Source organism: Acidobacteriota bacterium (assembly GCA_016208495.1).
Classification (GTDB): domain Bacteria; phylum Acidobacteriota; class Blastocatellia; order Chloracidobacteriales; family Chloracidobacteriaceae; genus JACQXX01.
The window spans coordinates 1-21,497 of sequence record JACQXX010000091.1 but is presented as its reverse complement, the minus strand read 5'-3'; the positions used below and the strand labels follow the sequence as shown (position 1 = coordinate 21,497).

The 21,497-nt window shown below is 50.7% G+C and carries 9 protein-coding genes; 5 read left to right on the top strand and 4 right to left on the bottom strand.

What is annotated here, in order from left to right; all coding sequences use genetic code 11:
* The first annotated feature begins 1,212 nt into the window (after positions 1-1,212).
* The 3 genes from HY774_18485 (at position 1,213) to HY774_18475 (ending at position 7,330) form a co-directional block, all read left to right on the top strand.
* Positions 1,213-2,820, top strand: a complete 1,608-nt coding sequence (locus HY774_18485; protein MBI4750474.1) for a replication initiator protein A — start codon at positions 1,213-1,215, stop codon at positions 2,818-2,820.
* Between the two features lie 656 nt (positions 2,821-3,476).
* A complete protein-coding gene (locus tag HY774_18480; GenBank protein ID MBI4750473.1) occupies positions 3,477-4,166 on the top strand; it encodes a hypothetical protein in 690 nt (229 codons plus the stop codon).
* Positions 4,167-4,228: 62 nt separating this feature from the next.
* Positions 4,229-7,330 carry a matrixin family metalloprotease gene (locus HY774_18475; GenBank protein MBI4750472.1) on the top strand — a complete coding sequence of 1,034 codons (3,102 nt, stop codon included), beginning with the start codon at positions 4,229-4,231 and terminating at the stop codon, positions 7,328-7,330.
* 169 nt (positions 7,331-7,499) lie between these two features.
* Here HY774_18475 and HY774_18470 read toward each other — a convergent pair whose 3' ends face one another.
* Positions 7,500-8,225, bottom strand: coding sequence for a chromophore lyase CpcT/CpeT (locus HY774_18470; protein ID MBI4750471.1), 726 nt, complete (start codon positions 8,223-8,225; stop codon positions 7,500-7,502).
* Positions 8,226-8,479: 254 nt separating this feature from the next.
* Between HY774_18470 and HY774_18465 the strand changes: the two genes are divergently transcribed.
* The gene (locus HY774_18465) at positions 8,480-9,256 is read left to right on the top strand and encodes a GntR family transcriptional regulator (protein ID MBI4750470.1); all 777 of its coding nucleotides are present in this window, start codon (positions 8,480-8,482) and stop codon (positions 9,254-9,256) included.
* Between the two features lie 252 nt (positions 9,257-9,508).
* Here the strand turns inward: HY774_18465 and HY774_18460 are convergent, their stop codons facing one another.
* The 3 genes from HY774_18460 to HY774_18450 all read right to left on the bottom strand — a co-directional run bounded on the left by HY774_18460 (position 9,509) and on the right by HY774_18450 (position 18,495).
* The gene (locus HY774_18460; GenBank protein ID MBI4750469.1) at positions 9,509-10,900 is read right to left on the bottom strand and encodes an MBL fold metallo-hydrolase; all 1,392 of its coding nucleotides are present in this window, start codon (positions 10,898-10,900) and stop codon (positions 9,509-9,511) included.
* A 205-nt stretch (positions 10,901-11,105) separates the two neighbouring features.
* Complete coding sequence (locus HY774_18455; GenBank protein ID MBI4750468.1) at positions 11,106-14,747, bottom strand: carboxypeptidase regulatory-like domain-containing protein; 3,642 nt, start codon at positions 14,745-14,747, stop codon at positions 11,106-11,108.
* A gap of 427 nt (positions 14,748-15,174) precedes the next feature.
* On the bottom strand, positions 15,175-18,495 hold the full coding sequence (locus HY774_18450; GenBank protein ID MBI4750467.1) for a TonB-dependent receptor: 3,321 nt from the start codon (positions 18,493-18,495) through the stop codon (positions 15,175-15,177).
* Between the two features lie 1,651 nt (positions 18,496-20,146).
* Between HY774_18450 and HY774_18445 the strand changes: the two genes are divergently transcribed.
* Positions 20,147-21,497 (top strand): transposase (locus tag HY774_18445; protein MBI4750466.1); only part of this gene is annotated, 1,351 nt, incomplete at its 3' end.

The window sequence follows — 21,497 nt, the reverse complement described above, 5'->3', positions numbered from 1 at the left end:
TCAAAGCCCGGGTGGCCTCATCTCGCCAAAGAGAATCGGATCCGTATCGGTAAAAAGATCATGCCAATCGACACTGGGGATTGAATACAGACGCTTTATTGACGTTGAAAGGACTATGATACTTCAGGATGGACTGATTTCAAAAGCACTCGCTTGAGCTTTCGTATTTTTTCCCGTGAGAAGGGTCTTTTTTCACGATATACCCTCACTTATGTCCTTATACTATAGGGTATCTCAGTTTGCCCCTGTGCGCGCCTTATGTTTTAGGAAGGTTTGCAACGGGATACGAAAGCTTTGATATTATCCAGATTTGATTTTCTGATACCATTTTCTTTCCCTGATGGTAAGGTATGGACCTTTGACATAAGCCACTATTGACCTTTGACATAAGTCACTATTGATCTTTGACATAAGTCACTATTGACCTTTGACATAAGCCACTATTGACCTTTGACATAAGTCACTATTGACCTTTGACATAAGTCACTATTGACCTTTGACATAAGTCACTATTGACCTTTGACATAAGCCACTATTGACCTTTGACATAAGCCACTATTGACCTTTGACATAAGTCACTATTGACCTTTGGCATAAGTCACTATTGACCTTTGGCATAAACAATTATTGACCTTTGGCATAAACAACTATTGACCTTTGACATAAAAACTATTGACCTTTGACATAAAAAACGAGCTAAAAACTGGCATTTGAGCGCTTTCCCACGCCCTCTGAACCACAATATGTTGTGGTTCACTCAAACTAAAACCACAATCAGAAAGAATGGGCGAAATTTTCTTAAAAATGGGGCAAACTATTGACCTTTGACATAAACAACTATTGACCTTTGACATAAAAACACAGCGAACTATTGACCTTTGACATAAACAACTATTGACCTTTGACATAAAACCGCAGCGAACTATTGACCTTTGACATAAACAACTATTGACCTTTGACATAAGACTATTGACCTTTGACATAAAGACTATTGACCTTTGACATAAAAAATGCCACTTAAGTCCTTTATTTTCAACACTTTGTGGCCGCATTAACTGTATGGTGATAACTATAAGAATGATGTATATATTTATATATACATCACGCATGCGCGCATGTGCGCACGCGTAGGCAAGAAATCCATCCTCCGAAGTGGTGCAAAATCAGCTTTACTCCCCACCAGATCGGGAAAAACCAGGGAAACAGTGCCTTATGCGCAAGAAAACGCCCAAGCCGGGTGCGACAGGTTTGTTTGATACGACTGAATCACCTCGCAAAAAAACGCCGAAACGAACCCCCAAAGCCGTTGAAAATTTGCCTGAAGAAACCGAACGCACTGATCAGATTCGAATCTCGCAAGATGAATTCAATCTGGCGATTTTTCCAATTGCGGTTTTGGATAAACGCGCTCAAAAAATCACGTCCTATTTGACCTTCACTGAAAACATCAACTCCAATGGTCGAGAGATTACTCGAACGTGGACCGTGCTGGCTCACCCGATTGAAGGTTTACCAAGTACGACGGATGAAGATGTCTATGTGGCCTTGATGGAGTTGTCACACGAGCAAGGGGCATCGAAGAAAGTGTATTTCAGCCGGTACGATCTGATTCGCCGCCTGGGATGGCCCATGAACGCCAAACACTACGAACGACTCGAAAGCTCGCTCAAAAAACTGGCGGCGGTTCGCATCGAGGCCAAAAACGCCTATGTTGACCGGCAAACCAACAAGCTGGTTGACGTGGGGATGAGTATCATCCAGGAATTCAAGATCTTTGACGAAACCTCGGGCAAAAAGGGCGAAGCCAAAAGTTACATCCTCTGGAGCGACCGGGTCGCCCAAAGCTTGAACGAAAAAATGTTCAAAAAGCTGGACGCCGGGTTTTACTTCACCCTGGCCTCGCCGATTGCCAAGCGGTTGTTTCGATACCTCGACAAGAAGTTTGGGGGCGGGGATTATTTTGTGATCAACGCCCGAAAACTGGCATTTGAACACATCGGAATGTCACGGGATCTGCTTTACACCTCGCAGATTATGCAGCGCCTGGAGCCGGGCATTGACGAACTGGTTGATCGGCAGTTTTTGGCCGACTGGAAGCTGACCGAGGAAACCCTGCATTTTTACAAAAACCCCAAATTCGGGCAGCGGATTATGCAACTGGCCCTTCCGCTCTATAGCGCGGTGGACGATATGCAGGAAGACGATTTGTCACCCGAAGAGCGGGCGTATCACGACCTTGGACTTCATCTCGAACGGCAACTGGCCGAGCGGGGAATGATTCCGACCGTGGCCGGGCGGCTGGTGGAGAGTATGCTCACCCAGGGCAAACTGGATGCCATCGAAAAATCAATCAGCTTTTTTGACCGCCACTATCGCACCCGCAAACTCATCAACCCGGGTGGGTTTCTTTACACCTTGATCGTGAACGATCTGAGCGGTCGTGAGCGTGAAGATCCGGCCCCGACTGCACCACCGGCCAAACCGCAAAAGTCGCTTGATGCACCGGCCCTCGAAGAAATCACCGATCCGGAACAACTGCAGTTGCTTGAGCTTGGCTACATTGACTACCTCGAGCGGACGGGTGAGGAATTGCTGGTGCGGATGAGAAAAACCGAACTCAAGCAGCGCATTGACCAGGAGCGCGAAAAGCTTCTCGCTTCCGACAAGCGACGGATTTATGAACGGTGGTCGGCGGAAGTGCTCAGCGATCATTTGCGGCGACTGGTTGGCCGGAGTCTGGCGGCGCAGCAAGCTGAATCGTTTGCTTCCTGGTGCGCCCAGCAGGGGGTTATCCTGGCCACGGAAGGTGCGGACGAGTAGTGTGTGTGCGATTGGCTTGCGAGAGGAAAAGCCAGATGGGGCTTGATTTCAGGGCGGCTGAGATGAGTTTTTGCGTTTATAGGCGATTTAAGCGGTTTTTTGATGCGACATGGTCTAGTAAGATGGTGTTGAGGGAGAAAATCGCTATACGGGCAAATAAACGCATTTGACGGCTGTTTTTGAGGTGGATTTCTGGTCGGAAATTTTACTCCGGCCTTGATTTCATCAACCAGCACCAGAGCCGTCAGTAAACCTGACTGAATGGCTTTTAAACTTGTAAAAACGTATTAACTGAAAAAAAGTATTTGTTTTTTTTGCCTTAATGGACGCTGTTATGAAGGATTGGTAAAATTCTAACTTCTTTATTTAGAAAGAGATCAGTTTTTGCTTTTTTGTGTTTTTGCGTAATAACTCTTTTGTGGAAAATGATCATGATGACACGTATCACACCCATAAACGCCAGGATAAGGGAACAAGGCCAGAGCTGGACAAGGGGACAAGGGGACACAGGGACACGGAGAGAAAAACATTCTCCCGCTCCCAACGTCGGGAGGATGATCTCCTTGTCTCCTTGTTTCCCCAGCTCCTTGTCTCAAACAGACTCACATTTCCTTATCCTGGCGCCTATGCCTATCACACCTCATTCTCATAAAAAGATGATATCCAGGATCCAATTGACGATGTGTCTTGGACTGACCTTGATCTGGTTGTTTCAGGTTGATCAGCTCTGCCTGTTGGCCAGCTCGACACCAGGGCTGCGCCATGCTGCTCCTCGGGTTGAAACCATTGCCCCAGTCAATCTTGATCAAATGGCAAAGGCCGCCGGAAAAATTGTCATTGGCCGATGCCTGAGCGCAACTCCTCAGTTCCTTTCCCGAGAGATGGCAGGCAGGCTTCGGTTGCCAGGAACTGGACGCATCATGGAATATGTTTTTAGCATCGAGCAGACACTCAAAGGTCGAAAAAGCCAAACCATTCAATTTAAACAGATACATTCGCTTACCGGTCTCAACGGGCAATCTTTGTTGCACTCAATGCCTCACTATGAAATTGGCCGGGAGTATTTGCTATTTCTCACCCAGGAAAGTGAGGTTGGGTTGTGTTCGCCAGTCGGCCTGTTCCAGGGGGCTTTTCGTCTTCAGCAAGATAAAGCCGGTCAGGTGGTGGCAACCAACGGAAATCAAAATGTGGGTTTGTTTCCCCAGACAACTCCTCTTGAATCCAGGTTGAAGCGACAACTCACCCCACTTGAGAAAGCCTATTCAGCCCAGGGAAAGGGCCCGCTCCCAGTCGAAACCTTGATTTTGGCAACCAAAGAAATCCTGAAAGCCGCAAGGAATCAATAACTGAGGAGTCTTCAAAAAAGGTTCTGTCCAGAACTCATTTTCTAAAATGCAGAGGTGATGATTTGAAACTGGCAATCCATCAACCAAAACAAAAGTATCTGATACTGATGTGCCTGACTCTCTTGATTGCTCCACACCTGATGGCGAGATGGGGTGGTGGACCAGAATCGGGGAAAGTCCAGGCGGCGGGACCGCTCGCGGTTGATGAAACCAGCGGAACCCCGATTGTCTGGAACCCCAATCAAATTTTCTATAACCTGGATCATGGACCATTGGGACGGTTGTCGGAATCTGAAGCCAGTGCCCTGGTCCGGATTGCCTTTGCCAACTGGTCCACGGTGCCGGGAGCGAAAATAACAGTTCACGAGGGTCCATCACTGAAGGATAAAAATGGAAATCCAATTGATGTGACGGTTGAGAATGTGGATCAGGTTCTGTCTGATGAAGCGGCACCTGGGAGTGCTTATCCTCTCCCAGATGGGCAAAGCCCAATTATTTTCGACAATGACGGAAAAATCCTCGACTCGTTGTTTGGTCCACGGTCAGGAGTGATTGGTCTGGCGGGTTTTGAAGTCGTGGAAAACCAGTCGCCAAATCGAGTGGTGGAAGGGGTTGCCTTTTTTAATAGCCAGTATGTTGACGACAACCCGGACAATTCATTCTATGACTTTACCAATGAGGAATTTCAGGGGGTGGTCACTCACGAAATCGGTCATTTCCTTGGATTGGGTCATTCTCAGGTCAATGGACCCTCCATCATTTTTGACCGGGAGTTATTTGGGTTTGGAAAAGCACCGGTCGAATCAATTGAAACCATGAATCCATTTAGCATCCCAAAAACTGGGGTGGCGGCTGGAACTCCGGCACGGGATGATCAGGTCGCGCTGGCTCAGTTGTACCCGGATCCAGCTCATCCCCAGGCCAGCACGATTTCCGGCAGAGTCTTTCAGCCCGATGGCGTGACCCCGTTACAGGGGGCTAATGTCATTGCTCGAAATGTGAATGATCCGTTTTTTGATGCTGTTTCCCAATTGTCAGGCGCCCGCTATGTTCCTCCCTTTTTCAATTCCGGTTTGACCAGTGATCCTCCAGGGCCCGCCGCATTGCAAAATTTATACGAATTGCCAGGACTCAGTCCGGATCAGGAATATGTGGTCTTGATGGAACCAACTGCTGGCGGGTCGTTTAGCTCACTCACCACTTTTGAAATCACCAGTGAGTTTTTTAACACAGGCGAATCCGGCAACCCCGAGACTGATAACCCCAATCTGCAAACCCCTATTCGTCCACGGGCTGGAAAACAAACCGAGGGGATCAATTTTATCGTCAATGCCGCTTCAGCCCGGGAACTTCTTTCATTTCCGGCAATTACGGTTTCATCTGGTGTGACGTCGCCAGCCATCGCGACCATTGGAATTACTGATCCAGCGCCACCACCGGGAGTGATGGTTTCCCTGCGCTCTCGCAACAAGCAGGTTTTGGCCGACCAGGACATACTCATTCCGGCTGGAAAGACATCGGTTCAAATCCAGTTTCCTCGATTAAGCCCAGGGGTGGCCGGGTTTGAGGTCCGGGCGGAAGGGTATCTTCCGACCACGCTGGTAGTTGGGGCCGCCAGTGACCAGCCTGAATTCACTCCGTTCTCACCAAATCTGCCTGTCACTCGCAAACTGGCCGTGGGTGAAATCAAACTCTCTGAAGACGAGCCACCTTTTATTTTTCAGGTTCGAGTGATTGAACTTGGCGAAACCGCAGCCACCGCACAACGGAAGGGGAGTTTGCTGGCAACCCTTCCGGAAATCAGAGGCCCCAACCAGTCTCAAGGACGCATCACCCAAATGGCGTTTGGTTTGGATGGAAAAACCCTCTATGTGGCGCATGGGTTTGCCGGAACTTCAGTTTTTCTGGTTCAGGGGGAAGAATCGTCTTCGGCTGCCAGCACTCTCAGCCCGGAAAGCCCCTGGTCAGCACCGGATCCTGAAATCGGTCGTCAAACCCAGCCGATCCAGGTCAAAAGCGCCATTGTCTGGCGATTGACCGACTCAGATGGTGATGGGGTTGCCGAGGTGATTGATTATTTCGAGACCGGCACGGCTGATATCCAGGATCTGGTCGTCACTTCGACGGCAAGTGGTGAAGCCTTGATCCTGGCCAGTAATTTTTCCGATGCCAGAAGCTTTTTTAATCGCCAACCAGGCACTGTGGCACCCTTGAAGGCGGCGATTGTGGCCTGTGAGGATTCAGACGGCGATGGAAAAATTGATGGCACCGTGACCCGACAGGTAATCACAACTGACGAACTGGCGCTCCGGGATATCACCGAAGTGAGTGGTGGGATGGCCATTGACCAGCGGGATCGGTTGTTTTTCGCGGCTCGAAATACACTGAAAAACATTACCTCGATTCAACTGGCGAACGACACCGACGCCGATGGGTATCCGGATAAACTGGAACTCTTGCCGTTTATGGTCACACCGACCACAACCGGACTCAGTGGTTTAGCCAGACTTCGCATGCGTGAGTCGGATGACCGCCTGTTTTTTTCAAGTGTGACAGTTCAGGACACGCGGTTTATTCCGCTGGCCGGCGCCCTGTTTACGATTCCGGATATGGATGGAAACAACCAGGGAGATGCGCTGGTCAAAGTCGCTCAGGACCTCAGCCTGAACTCGGTGAGTCCAAACATTACGAATTCAGGGCTGGAGTTTGGACCGGGTGGGGAAGTCTATGTAATTGGTGCCTTTCCGGGGTTTCAAGCTGGTCCCCTGGTGCTGCCTCAATACACGATCTATCAGCTTCAACCAGCCGCAGAGGGCCTGGCAATGCCGTGGGTTTTTGATTTGGGAGTGCCGGTTGACCTGACCAACAAACGGGTTGGGTTCTTGACCGGATTGGCTCGCGGCACCACACCCACCCGGTTTCAACCACGCTTGAGTTCCTTTTCACTCACGAAGAAAACGCTCTACCTCAAGGGCCTTCGATTCAGAAAAGGTTTAACCTTGACCGTGAACGGGACGCCCGTTGATCCTTCGGCCTATAGCGTGACACCCACTCAAATTGTACTTCCAAAAGGCAAGAAACTCCTCCCCCGGCGTAAATCCGCTGTGATTCGACTGGTCAACCCTGATGGACAGAGTGCCGAGATCACGGTGAGTCGTTCTTGATATGAGTCAGTAGTCAGTAGTCAGTAGTTAGTAGACCAAAATCAGGTACTTAAGTCTGATGTTTCCTTGGAAAACGCACGCGTAAATTGCATAAATAGAATCAAATACACTTGACACAGATTCTCAATTCCCAACACTCGACTACTGACTACTGACTACTGACTACTGACTACTGACTGGCAGAATTAACCCGCCGAAATTCAAAAGCCACGCCATCATTTGGACCCCAGGCTTGCTGGCCGTCGGCTGCCCAACCACGATCAAGGCTGAACAGATAATCCGGACCAATGGTGACGTCTGAAGTCACTTCAACCGCTCCATTAAACATATTGGGGCAGGGCATGGGAGTTTTTCCAACAAATTCCTTGCCTTTGCGATGAACTACTAAATCACAGACGGGTGTGAGTTTAGTGGCGGTGATTGATTTTAAGACCTCGGGATTTTTATAGCCCATGATGTAAGGTTTAGCGGCTTCACGACCCCCGATGAGTTCATAGGTCCGAATCGTAACCTCGCCGCGTTTCCGAAAAATCTGATAAATCCGCTGGCGATAGGGTTGATCAGGCGCTTCGGAGGCGTGTTGTTCGATATACACTGTTGGGCCAGGCAGACCTTCTATCGCGCAGGGGGTGAGGTGCATCGTGATTTTTCGATGTTTGAAAACGAGCGGGTCTTTTCCTGCTGCATCCCGGTCTGCCTGAGCATGGGAATTGTAATCACCATGAAGCCACGACGCCAAAAGTGCAATTTCCTCATCTTTTTCCGGAGATTGAGGTTGTTGGTACCGGATGCCACTGTTGAGTGAACCGTCCTTGGAAAACACACCCGATACATTTCCATACCCTGAAGCTGCAATCCCAAATGCCACAACACATAATAAGGTCAGAGATTTCATTCACCCTCCAGGAAAAATTTTTGACTTTAAACCGCAAGATACTTGCGAAAACAACGGAGATACTCAAGAATAGGTAAGTTTATAAATGTTATAGTCATATAACAATTAAATCAATCATTCTACCGCAACTTGCTTTTTGCCTCATTGAACAACCTTTCGATCCTGCCCAGGTGATTGGCCGCGACACCGTGTGGCTGAAAATAGATGTCTGAGGCCATCAACAGCACACCACCTTGTTTGGGGAATTGGGATGTATGAAGAAGTCAACAAAATTTGCAAAAACCGGCGTGCCGCTTTATTACCAATTGGAAAACGTGTTGCGCCAAAAAATCTTGTCCGGCGACATAACGGTGGGGGAGCGCCTTCCAACTGAAGTCGAACTCTCACTTCAGTATCAGGTGAGTCGGATTACCGTTCGTCAGGCACTGGCATCGCTGGTTCGTGATGGGTTAATTGAACGCCGGCAAGGTTCTGGAACCTATGTCAAAAACCGGGATATTCTCAAAAGCACGGCCAGTGTGCGTGGCTCATTTCAGGATTTGATGAAACTGGCTGGTGAAACCAAACTCCAGGTGCTGGAGATTCAACATGTCCAGGCCGGTCTCAAAGAAGCTGAGGTCTTAAATATTGAGCCTGATGAAGATATCACGTACCTCAAAGCTATCCGCTTTTACCAAAATACTCCCTATGCCCTGGTGACAACCTGGATTCCAGATTCGATTGGAATGAAGTTGGACGAAAGTGATTTTCAACAGGGCTCGTTGCTGTCGGTACTGGAAAAACGATTGAATATTCGGTTGACTGAACTCTCTCAAACCATCCTGGCTGATTTGGCTGATGCCTACACGGCGCCGCTCCTGGAAATTCGGGTCGGATCACCGCTGTTGTGTGTCGAGCGGGTGGTCTACACTTCGGAAAAGCGCCCGGTGGTGTATACCCACACGCTGTATCGAAGCGATATTTTGCAATATTCCGTCAAAATGGTTCGTGATCCAAATGACCCAGACCCAAACTGGTCCTTTGTCGGATAGGTCAATCAAAGATGACAGGGTGACAGGGTGACAGGGTGACAGGGTGACAAGGTGACAAGGTGACAAGGTGACAGGGCATAAGCGCCATTTCAGGCCCGGAGGGTCGTTGTGTAATAGCCGTGGTGCGAAGCCCAGGGTCGGTGGTAGACACAGTGACAAGGGGGACAGGGTGACGGAAAGGCCAATGTTCACGCCTCATTCGTCCCCCCTTCGTTTTCACTTCACTCGAAGACACCAGCCAGAGCTATTCGCTTATAAATCAATCACATCCAGATATTGGGGAATCGTGACTTTCCAGCCAAGTTCATGCGAGATGAGGCGTCGTAACCCTTCGGATGACTCGGGTTCACCGTGGACAATGTAGGTCATTTTCGGTGGGCGTTTGAAATTTGAGAGCCATCGCATGATTTCAGATGAATCGGCATGGGCTGAGAGGCTGCCAATGCTGCAAATTTCAGCTTTGACCGGAACAATTTCTCCGTGAATCTTGATCTCTTTTTCCCCATCCTGGAGTCGTCGGCCACGAGTTCCAATTGCCTGGTATCCGACAAACACCACGGTGCTGTTTGGGTCTGGCAACGCACGCGCCAGGTGGTGCAGTACCCGCCCACCAGTGGCCATTCCCGAGGCTGAGATAATGACCGCCGGGCCTTTCAGATTATTCAGCGCTTTGGATTCGTTTTTGCCGTGAACCAGACTGAAATTCCGGGTCGAAAGTGGATTTCGGCGTTCCTCCTGAAGGCTGAGCATGTCCAGGTCGTGGTCTTCTTTGTGTTTCAGGTACAGCCGGGTTGCGGAGGCACCCATTGGGGTGTCAACGATGACTGGAATGACTGGAATCCGTTTTTCATCTTCCAGTTCTCTTAAATAGTAGATCAGCAACTGGGTTCGTCCGACCGCAAAGGCCGGGATGATGATCTTCCCACCCCGGGCAACCGTTGTATTGATAATCTCCGCCAGCTCACTTTTCGGATCAGTATCTTCGTGCAGACGGTTGCCATAGGTTGATTCCACCAACAAATAGTCAGCTTCATACACTGGCGATGGGTCATTGAGGATTGGCTCGTCATACCGCCCTAAATCCCCCGAAAACAGAATTGTAAAGGGTTTGGAGTTGCGTTCCTTGACATCAATCGAAACAAAACTTGATCCCAGGATATGCCCCGCCGAGATAAACCGGCCTGTCATATGTTTTCCAAGTTGAAACTCCTGGTTATAGGGATACCCAACCACTTTTCTCAGTGCGATGCGGGCATCTTGCTCGGTATACAACGGAAGCGCCGGTTCGTGTTTTGAATAGTGTTTCTTGTTGGCATATTCCGCATCTTCTTCCTGGAGCCGGGCTGAATCGGGAAGCAGTAAATCAACCAGTTCTTCTGTTCCCTGGGTCGCATAGACTGGTCCATCAAACCCATCGCGGACCAGCCGGGGCAGGTACCCGGTATGGTCAATATGCCCGTGTGTGAGCACCACCCAGTTAATCGAGGCTGGATTGATTGGCAATGGGTCCCAGTTTCGCAACCGGAGTTCCTTTAATCCCTGAAACAATCCGCAATCAATCATGACCTGACTGTCATTGACCTCCAGGACAAATTTGGAACCGGTAACTGTTCCGGCAGCGCCAAGAAAATGTATTTTTGCCATAAGATATTGGAAAGAAAGAGGTTTGTAGGTTGAGTGATGTATTGGTTAGAGCGATTTGTTTGGTCGGGCCACCTGAGCCTGGTGTGGATGATGTCCACAGGATAGCTGAAAGGCACCGGTCTTGAAACGAAAAAATGGCCTGACCCCCCGATGGAACATAGGGGGCCAGGCCGTAAAAGAGACCGTCACAACAACAAGCAAAAGCTTAGAAAACGATCTTGAACGCCAACTGAACAATACGTGGGCTGTTCAACTGGAATCGCGCCTGTCCAAACACGGCGCTGTTGATGTTTGGATCTTCGATCCCGAACATCGGCGAGTTGGTGAAGTTAAAGAACTCGGCGCGGAATTCGGTATCAATCTTTTCAGTGATTGGGGTGCGCTTGATGACGCTAAAGTCCCAATTTGAGAAGCGTGGGTTGTTAAATGACTGACGCGCCAGTGAACCAACCTGGCCGGCGCCTGGGTTGAAGAAGACCTGTCCGGCAAATGGACCACGGCCATCTGGGGAAACGGCGCGACCATCCGTTCCGAGGATGGATGGGTTAATCAGGTAGATTCCATTTTCAGTTGGGAAAAATCCAATCAGGTCTTTGATTTGATCGTTGGTCAATGACGTATTGGCCGTGTTCGTGGTTAGCGAGCGACCACCACGATTGAGCGTTCCGCGTCCTGACACGATTGAGAATGGGCTGCCTGACTGAACCGTGACAATTGAAGTTACCTGCCAGCCACCAACGACTTTGCGCAGGATCGGATTGCCTGGATTAAACCGTTTTCCAGGGCCGAATGGTAATTCATAGATCACGTTGGCTTTCAGGGTGTGTGGAATATCCAGAATGGATCGGGCATATTCCAACCCTGGCTGGTTGTTGTCCAGCAACGGCTCAAACAGGACTTGAGCATTGGTACCGGAACTGTTGGTCAGGTTTTTGCTCCAGGTGTAGTTGGCCTGGAACGTCAAGCCATTTGAAAAACGACGACGCATTTCAACCTGGAGCGCGTGGTAGTTGGATTCGGCGCCATTTTCGAGCACATCAGCCACGAAGATGTTTGAATTCGGAACAAAATTGACGTTTCCAGCCAATCCGAATTGATGGTACACCTGAGCCAGTGTTCCAGCTTCACCGCGCTGAATCAGCGGTTGGATGGTGCCGGTGTTGGTGAGCAATCCGCCGCCCGCGATGTTCGGGAAGACCAGCAGTTGCTGACTGCCCGCAATATTGGGGTTAAAGCGTGGATCAAAACGTCCAGTCTGAGCCAGGGCCAGGAAGCCGTTGCTCTGGGCACGAAGTACGTCCGCCGCAAACCCGTTGTTGATGACATCCACCTGGTTCAAGTCAATCCCGCGAATCAGATTGGTGCTCTTATTGCCGACATAGCGCAGCGACAGCACCATGTTGTTTGAAATTTCACGGTCGAGGCTGACGTTCCACTGGTGGAAGTATGGGGTTTTGATATCCGGATTGACCGCAAAGGCAGCCGCGGTGTTATCCAGGTTGAAGTTCTGAAGGTAAGAGCGCGGCACGACAAATTCAGGTGCCGCAAAGGAAGTTTGGAGCAAGTTCTGCACATCCCGGCTCAGGTAGCCGAAAATGTCGTTGCGATTGACCACGGCGCTCAATCCATCATTGCCCTCCAGCGCGTTGCGTGGGGCGGCAATTGCCTGATCGTTCACATAGGAAATCGAATATCCACCGCGCAAAACCGTCTGACGGCCCAGCCCTGGAATATCCCAGGCAAAGCTGATGTTTGGTGCAAAATTGGCCCGATCTGGATTGGCAATAAACCCATCCACAAACCCATAGGATCCATTTGGATCCAGGATGGCTTCGCGGACATTGCGGCCATTGAGCACTGGCGCGAGTAACAGGTTGTCACGTTCTTTGAGTGGTGTTCGGTAATCCCAACGCAGTCCCAGGTTAACCGTCAGGCGTGGATGTGTGCGCCAGGAATCGGTGAAGTATCCTGAATACTCTTTGTATTCATAGTTGCGTTGATTGGGGATCCCCGAAACATACCCTGAGTTTTGGGATGTGACTTCATAGTTGACCTGACCATCAGCCAGCGCGCCGCTCAAAAGAGCAAGCAGGTTGTTGGCGGTGTTCAACTGAGTTGGGTCAATTCCACCTGGGAAATCACGCGAGGTGAGTGGGACTTCATCTGGTGCTCCGACACCAAATCCCACTGTAAAAGCTGGTGGTGTTCCAACATTGAATACAAATGGATTGGTCCGGATCCGGTTAAGCTGGCCACCAAACCGGAAGAAGTGATCTCCACGGGTATAGGACATTCCATCAATAAAGGAAATCGTCGAGGTGGTTCGGCCCTCAGGCGTAAACTGGTTATTCGGATTGGTAATGAGCGGTAATGTCAAAAAGACACTGTTGAGATTGGCATTGGAGCCAAAATTTCCTTCAGGGCGGTTGCCACCAATCCGCAGTTCGTTGGTCAGGTTTGGCGTGATTTGCCAGTTCCAGGCGCCAACGGCAAAGTAGGTGTTAAGCGTGTTATTGGCGCCTGGCTTGGCGGCAAAGGAGACATCAGCATCCGGGCGGTCAACCAGTTCGGTTGCCCGATTGAAGACACCTTCAATCCGATGGTTGCTATTTAACACATAATCCAGGCGGAACCCGCCCACATTGCGGTCCTGGTTAAACGACCGGTTGAGGGCAAAACCCGAGGTGTTGAGGCCATCGCCAACGGTTGTGGCATTGGCGCTTTGTGGCGATGCATTCAGGATGCTGGCAATTGCCGGGTCAATATCCAGATTTCTCAAACCCAGGATATTGATCGTGCGGGTTTGACCCGAATTATCGCGGTAGGTAAATACACCCTGGCGTGCATTGGGAAGCAAAACCGTTCCGGTAAATGGCGTCCCGATGCGTTCACGTAACCCTTCGTAAAAGGCGAAGAAAAACAGTTTTTCTTTTAAAATCGGACCTGAAACCGTTCCACCAAACTGGTTGCGGATCAACTGTGGTTTGGCAACTTCTTGCAGGTTGTTGAAAAAGTCATTGGCGCCCAGGGCACTGTTTCGGTGATATTCAAACAACGAGCCATGATATTCATTGGTACCCGTTGGAGATACCGCACGAATGGCCGATGCCCCGCCTGAAACTTCAGCGCCGCCGTTTTGGGTGGTCACGGTAAATTCAGCAATTTGAGCCACCGTCGGACGGTTGGGTGAAAAGTCCAGCGAGTTGCGCCGCAACAGGTTATCCTGGATGTTGATCCCATCCTGGGTAAGGTTAGCGGTTGAGGCACGCTGGCCGTTGATGGTGGTGGTGGCCTGTGCCCGGGCGTTGTTCACGCCTGAGTTGACGCCAGCTTGCAGTTGGATCAACTGCAGCGGGTCACGACCATTGATCGGCAACTCTTGAACTTGTTTTTCAGTCACCGTGTTCCGAACTTCAGACGTTGTGGTCTGCACCAGTTCTTCACCGGCGGCGACTGTCACCACATCGGCTTCTGAGCCGACTTCGAGTGGAACCACAATCCCGTATTCTTGCCCGACGTCAATTTTCAGGTCTTCTCGGGCTGCCGTCTTAAAGCCTGGTGCTTCAATCCGGACGGTATACAGGCCCACCGCCATTTGTGGGAAAATACTAACTCCAGAGTCATTGGTCGTTCCTGTTATTTCCTGGGCTGTTCCCTGGTTGACGACCTTGACCGTTGCTCCAGGGATCACGGCATCCGTCTGATCCTTGACGGTGACCACCAGGCGACCATTGGTGCCCTGGGCCAGTGTGACCGGAGCATTCGACAGCAGAAATACCAGACCCAGGGCGAACACCGCTCCGGTCAACACCTTTGTGATGGTATTTCCCAACAATTTTTGATACATAAAAACCTCCAGGTAATTCGTCTACTGTTACCTTTGTGTTCATCCCGTGGCGTCTTCCAAAGTTCACCGGATGAACACTTTTTTGTTTTAGCGTGTGAAGCCTTTTTTCGAGGCTTTACCCTCTCAACTATGCTTCCTTTGGTATGAGAGCATTCAATTCAGGTAGTGCTGGCCAGCATTGTTTGAAGTTCAAAAGATAAATAAGTTTTTAATGAAAAACGCATCAATGTTTTTGCTTTACAGGGCTGAATGAAAAATGCGGCAGGCCCTGAAGTCAGCTTTGATCAGCAGTCCCAGAAACCTGCCCTGAAATCGGGGTTACAGGAAACCCATACCAATCCAGTGAGGGTAGGGAAGTGGCCAAGGGAGTTGGTCTATACACCCATCTGACATAACCAGCTCATCCCGGTCACGTTCCCGTCTTCAATTAGAAAATCAGTTTGAGACCAAACTGAATGGTTCGTGGACGACCCGCAAAGACTCGCGGGTTGTTAAACGAGGGGCTCGCCACATTGGCAAACGCCAGGTTGGTCGCGTTGGCGATTCCGAGTTGGCCGGGATCAATCACGCTCCCGTTGCCGACCGTGAGTTGTTCGTGGTTAAACGCGTTAAACATTTCGGTTCGGAATTGGAGTTTCATTCCTTCGCGGAGTTCAAAATCCTTGAAGATGGAAATGTCAAAGTTGTTGAGGCCCGGTGAGCGCAGTGTGTTGGCACCAGCCGTGGCAATGACGCCCTGGCCGGCCCGAATGTACTGGGCATTTGGGTTGATGGCGAGATAGCCGACGACTTGACCGTTTGAGTTGGTCACTGCTGTTACGCCACTGCCAGTTCCTGGAACACCATTTGGATTAAACAACGCCCGGTCACCGGCGGTATCGCCGTTGAGGTTGCTGTCAGTGGCGCTCAACGCCGTAAACGGTTGACCGCTTTCAGCCGTGTAGATCAGGTTGGACTGGAAACCGCCCAACAGTGTGCGGACAAGCCGATTCTGATGCTGGCGGAACCACGGCAGCTCCCAAATGATTGAGGTTACAAACCGATGTGGCCGATCCAGAGCTGAGGTTCCACGCATATCACCCAGGTTAAAGCCATCTTGGGCCCGGCGTGGATTGATGAAGCTCGTAAACAGGTCGTTCGTTCCAAAGTCAATCGTCTTGCTGAACGTGTAAGCGGCTGACATCGTGTAGCCATGTGAAAACCGCTTGGTCAAATCAACTGATCCAGAATGATAGGTTGAGCTTCCCACTGGAAGGAACGTGGTCACGGTTGGGGTGACAAAATCAGCCACACCCAGACCACCAACACCATTTCCATAGATTGAAATATTCACCAGTTCATCCAGGGTTCGCATTGAATCCAGTGTTCCCTGATCCGGCACCTGTGACGCATTGAAATAGGTTGGCAGGCTGAATCCGGCGATTGGGAAAATCGAATTCCCACCGTTAATCCGAATTTGGGCAATCTGTTTCACACCACGCGTGCCTAAGTATCGGAGTTCAACACTCCAGTCGCGGTGCAACTGACGCTGATAGCTCAAACTCCAGCTCATGGTGTAGGGCAACACCCGGTCTGGAATAAAGGCGGATGTTGCGGCGCGAGCTTCGGCTGGGGTATTTGGTGGAGCAGGGGTATTGCCCAGTCCTCCGTTGGCGATGAAATTGGTAGGGGTGCCAAAGGGACCGCCGTCACCAGTGGCAGTATTGAGTTCCTGCTGGAATTGCGGCGGTAACTGGAGCGTCCCAAGGTTGCCGTAAGCGACGTCAAAGGATGTTCCAAATCCGGCGCGGATTGAGCTTTCGCCGTTGTTGCCAAACAGGAAGTGACCGACGCCTTCTTTGAAATCTGGTGCCCAGGCCAGGCCGATGCGTGGGGCAAAATTATTTTTGTCGGTCTTTGGTACACCAAATTCGATGACACCTGGCACATTGGCAATCGCGTTGAGCGCCTGGAGTTTTTCATCGCGGAAGATGGTGTAAAACTCATAGCGCAGACCCAAATTCAACGTCAGGTTTTGGGTGAGTTTGACGTCATCCTGGGCAAACCAGTAAATGGATTTCCGATTGGCCGCAAAGGTTGATGCGCCAACACCTTTCAAGCCACCGTTAAAGCCGGTCGGTTTGAGGTCACGCAGGAACTCTTCGAGGGTTGAGTAGTCATATTCACCCCGTCCGCGTGGCAGGAAGCCGTTGGAGGAAATGACGTTGCGGAATTCAACCCCGAATTTCAGCGTGTGTTTGCCCTTGAGCCAGGTCAGGTTGTTGACATACTGGTAGCTGTTGGTGGTTTCACCCTGGGGTGATTCACCCTGGGGCCCAAAGACATACCCGGTATCGTTAAAGCTAAAGTTCGGGAAATTGGCAAATTCCTCCGGAATCCCAAACGAGTTGTTTTTGCGGCGATAGGAAATTCGCGTTTCGTTAATCAATGTCGGCGAAAAATTGTGGATAAAGGTAACCGAAGCCAACTGGTTGAGTTGGGTAAAGTCTCCGTTAAACACCGGGTTGCCGTTGCCATTATTGGGTGCAATGGATTTGGCATAATTGTAGCGATACCGGATCTGGTCGCCGTTACCCAACGCCTGATCCACATTCACATTGAAAATTTTGTTGGTCAGGAAGCTGGCATTCAGAAAGTTGACCGTGCCAACCGGAATATTCTGGCCCAAAACCTGAACTGAGTCTTCGGCGGCGGCGGCAGGAACTGTATACTGCTTGAAAATTCCGAGCGTCACGGGGCTGATCCCGTTCAAGTTTTCAAGCTGAGCAAACCCGGCGGCGGTTGGGGTCAAAAAGCTCGCTGGGTTCCCTGCCGTGCCAGTCGTGTCATACTGATAGGCACCGAAAAAGAAGAGCTTGTTTTTGACGATTGGTCCGCCGAGATACCCCGCCACCCGGTTGAAGTCAAATCGCGGTCGCCGGTCTGGCGCTTCGCCACGGGCAATTGACTCCTTGGTCAAGTGGTCAACCGCCTTGTAATTTTTGTTGATGTTGAACCAGCTTGCACCGCCGTGAAATTCGTTGGTGCCGGATTTGGTGACGGTGTTGAATTGACCAGCGGAAGAGTGCCCGAATTCAGCCGTGTACTGATTGGTCAGCAAGGTGAATTCCGCCACCGCTTCTGGAATCACATCAATGACGTGACCGGTCAAAATGGTATCGTTGTTGTCCACGCCATCCAGGGTGAAGCTGTTGTTGCGGGGGCGATTGCCACCGACCGAACCACCTTCGCCAGCGGTGCCGCCAGCCTGTGACGTGATATTTGGCGCCAGCAGCGCCAGTTCGAGTTGCGAATTGTTGAAGCTGGGCAGTTCAACCACCTTACGGGCTTCAAACGTGTTGCCGAGAATCGAGCTGCTGGTCTCGACCAGCACATCGCCGCCTGAAACAGTGACGACTTCACTGACTTCACCGGGCAGCATTTTGATGGTGACATCGATAATGGAATTGAGTGCAATCCCAATATTATCAATGGATGTTGTTTTGAAGCCGCTGGCTTCGGCTGAGATCGAATACTTTCCAACCGGAAGGTAATTGATTCGAAACAGACCGGAAGCATCGGCTGTGGCGCTTGAACTGAAGCCTGTTTCCATGTTGGTGACCTTCACCGACGCGCCGCTGATGACTGCCCCAGATTCATCAATGACTTTCCCATTGATGCCACCATCGGTGGCCTGGGCAGAGGCCGCGACCGTCGCGAAGAGCAACAGAATGGAGAGTACGCAAAACCGAATTAACCCGTTATTCATTGGGTCCTCCCATTGTTTTTCTTGTTGGTTGAGGGTGATAGTTCCCGATTGAGCCTCAAAGGGCCGTTGAGAGACAAAAACACCCCCAGAAACGCCAATGTGCACCTCTTGATGGGTACATCTCTTGACGCCAGTGAACTGAGTATCTGAATTGGCTTGTACTTTGGACCGAAACTTAATCCAAATTCTCAGGACAACAATGAAAAAGTGAGGAATAGCTGATTCTGGGTGACGAAATGGACAGAGAGAGGGGCAGGCAGGCGATCTAATTTTTTGGAATCTCCACCTGATAAATGGATTTGAACCAGGTTGGAGCAGGTCTTCGATTTTTTGAAGTGACACGGGGGTTCGCTTCAGGTATGGGATGGTACCCATACGCGCATACGCGCCAGGTTAAGGGGTTTTAGGCCCGAAGGGTTGTCGTGTAATCGCCGTGGTGCGCGAAGCCCACGGTCATGGCCAGGACGAGACCCAAGCCCGACAAAAGCATCGTTCAATACCAACGGAAAAGACACAAGGTTTCTTATCCTGGCGCTTATGGGGAAACAGGGAGACCAGGAGAAAAAACAACTGATCGCCTTCCCCGGCTCTCAATCGGAACTGATTCAACCTGACAAACCTGGTGAATTGTCTCCGTGTCTCCCCATCTCCGTGTCTCCCCGTCTCCTTGTCTCACACAGGCTCAAACTTCCTTCTCCTGGCGCGTATGCCTTGTTCCCCTTGTTTCCCTTGTTCCCCTTGTCCTCTACAGACTCAATTTTCCTTCTCTCTGGTGCGTATGCCCCGTTCAGTTGACTTTGAATCCAAAAATATGAAAACGCTATTGTGCAATAAGTGACATATGCAAAAAAGTTTTTAATGAAAAACGTATTTATGTTTCTGGCTTTATATGATGTCAGTTGAAAAAAAGCGGCAGGTTCTGGCATGGCTTCTGACCTGGATGGTTGTGAGGCAAAGCTGTCATTGATGGAACTACCCAAAAACGACCCCCCCCACTGCCATCGTCATTTGACCACATCAGAAATCCTGCCTGTTGCTCGGGTAAGAGCATCTCTGGAGGTCATTGATTTGGAGTGATCCGATTTGAACGAAAGGCCGGGTTTCAGGAACTGAGGTCAACCTTGTCCTCCACACCGGGCCTGATTCCTACCCGATGAGAAAATCAGTTTCAATCCAAACTGAATCACTGGTGGCAATCCTGTACTTCTGATGAAACGGTGAAAATCCAGGCGCCACCCTGGCAGCCGTCACTCTGATTGAAGTGACGGGCCTCGCTTACAAACGTAGTCCAATTTCAGGAGACAACAAATGGAAAAGGGAGGAATCGCTGCTTCAAGGGGATGAACTGGACAGCCGTGGGACAAATTGGCCAACCTCGAATGAAGGTGACTGCTGGATGGCTTGAAGTTTTTGTAGCCTTGCTGCAGAGTGTGGGTGCCTGCTGTTCAAGTTCAGCCTGCTGGCTGGCGACCCCCTCCGAACCTCGAAGAATCGTTCAATGATTTACCAGAAAAAATGCGAGAAAGCCCTGTCTCCAACCGCGAAGCGGTAAGGCGGGGATAAATCGCAACCGCTGAAAAACCAGCCTGAACGACCCTGAACATAGTAATAAATCTTGCCGAAAACGGTAGCTTTGCGATAGAGTTAAACTATGATAAAAAAAGCAGATAAACTCCGGCAACCCCCAACACCATCGTTTGTGGCTGAGTTTGAATTGGAATCGAATTCGGCGGGGTGCACGGCGTTGGAGAAGAGGCTGAATGCCTATCGACAAGTCTATAATGCGATCTTGGGCGAACTGCACCGGCGGTTGAAGCGGGCGCGGAAATCGGCGGAATGGGAAGCGGCGCGGAAACTGCCGAAAGGGTCGCCGGAACGCAAAGTCGCGTTTGCCGAAGTGCGGAGGAAATATGGACTTTCGGTTGGAGAGGCGCAAAAGATAGCGCAACGATTGAGCCAGGGACATCTCAAGGAATTGACGAATTCGCGGATTGTGCAGCAGGTGGCGAAACGGGCGTGGCGAGCGATTGAGAAAGTGATGTTCGGGAAGGCCAACCGGGTGCGGTTCAAGCGACGGGATGAATTCCATTCGTTCGAGACCAACGCCAACGACACTGGAATCCGGGTGGTGATCGGGACCGGGACGGTGTGTGTTGGAAAGTTGACCTTTGAATTCAAGGCGGATGAGACAAATCCGTATCACGTCCACGCGCTCAAACATCGGGTCAAATACACCCGGATCGTCAAGCGAGTGATCAATGGCCGGTCACGATGGTATGTGCAACTGATTCTGGAAGGGAAAACCCACCGTGATCCCGAGAAACACACGACTCAGAATGGAGAGCGGGTGGGACTCGATTTCGGCCCCTCGCTGATGGCGGTTTCGACCGCCACCGAAAGTTTTCAGGAATCGCTCGGCGGGGAACTTGACCGCCGAGAGGCTGAAATCCGGAGACTCCAGCGACGATTGGGCCGCAGCCGGAGGGCGACCAATCCACACAACTACCAGTCAAAGGGAACGGTCAAAAAGGGCCGGAAGCGGTGGCACCAGTCCTCCCGCTACCGACAGACCAGACAGCAACTCAAGGATCTGGAACGCCGTAAAGCCGCTCATCGAAAGAGTCTCCACGGACGGTTGGCGAACCGGATCGTCCGGTTTGGCAATCAAATTCACACGGAAAAAGTCAGCTATCGCGGCTGGCAAAAGCAGTTTGGACGATCAATCCAGCATCACGCGCCATCAGCCCTGGAAGGCATTTTAACCCGCAAAGCCGAAGCGCTCGGGGGTGGCAGCGTGAAGATCAACACCTTCCAAACCGCCCTTTCTCAAACCTGCCTGTGCGGGAATCGAAAGAAAAAGTCCCTCTCGGAGCGAACCCACCGCTGTACTGAATGCGGGTTCACCGCTCCCAGAGATGAATTTTCAGCCTATCTCGCACTTCATACCTCCTGGACCGACGGAAAATGGGTCGTGAATCTTGACGAAGCACGATCCGGTATCC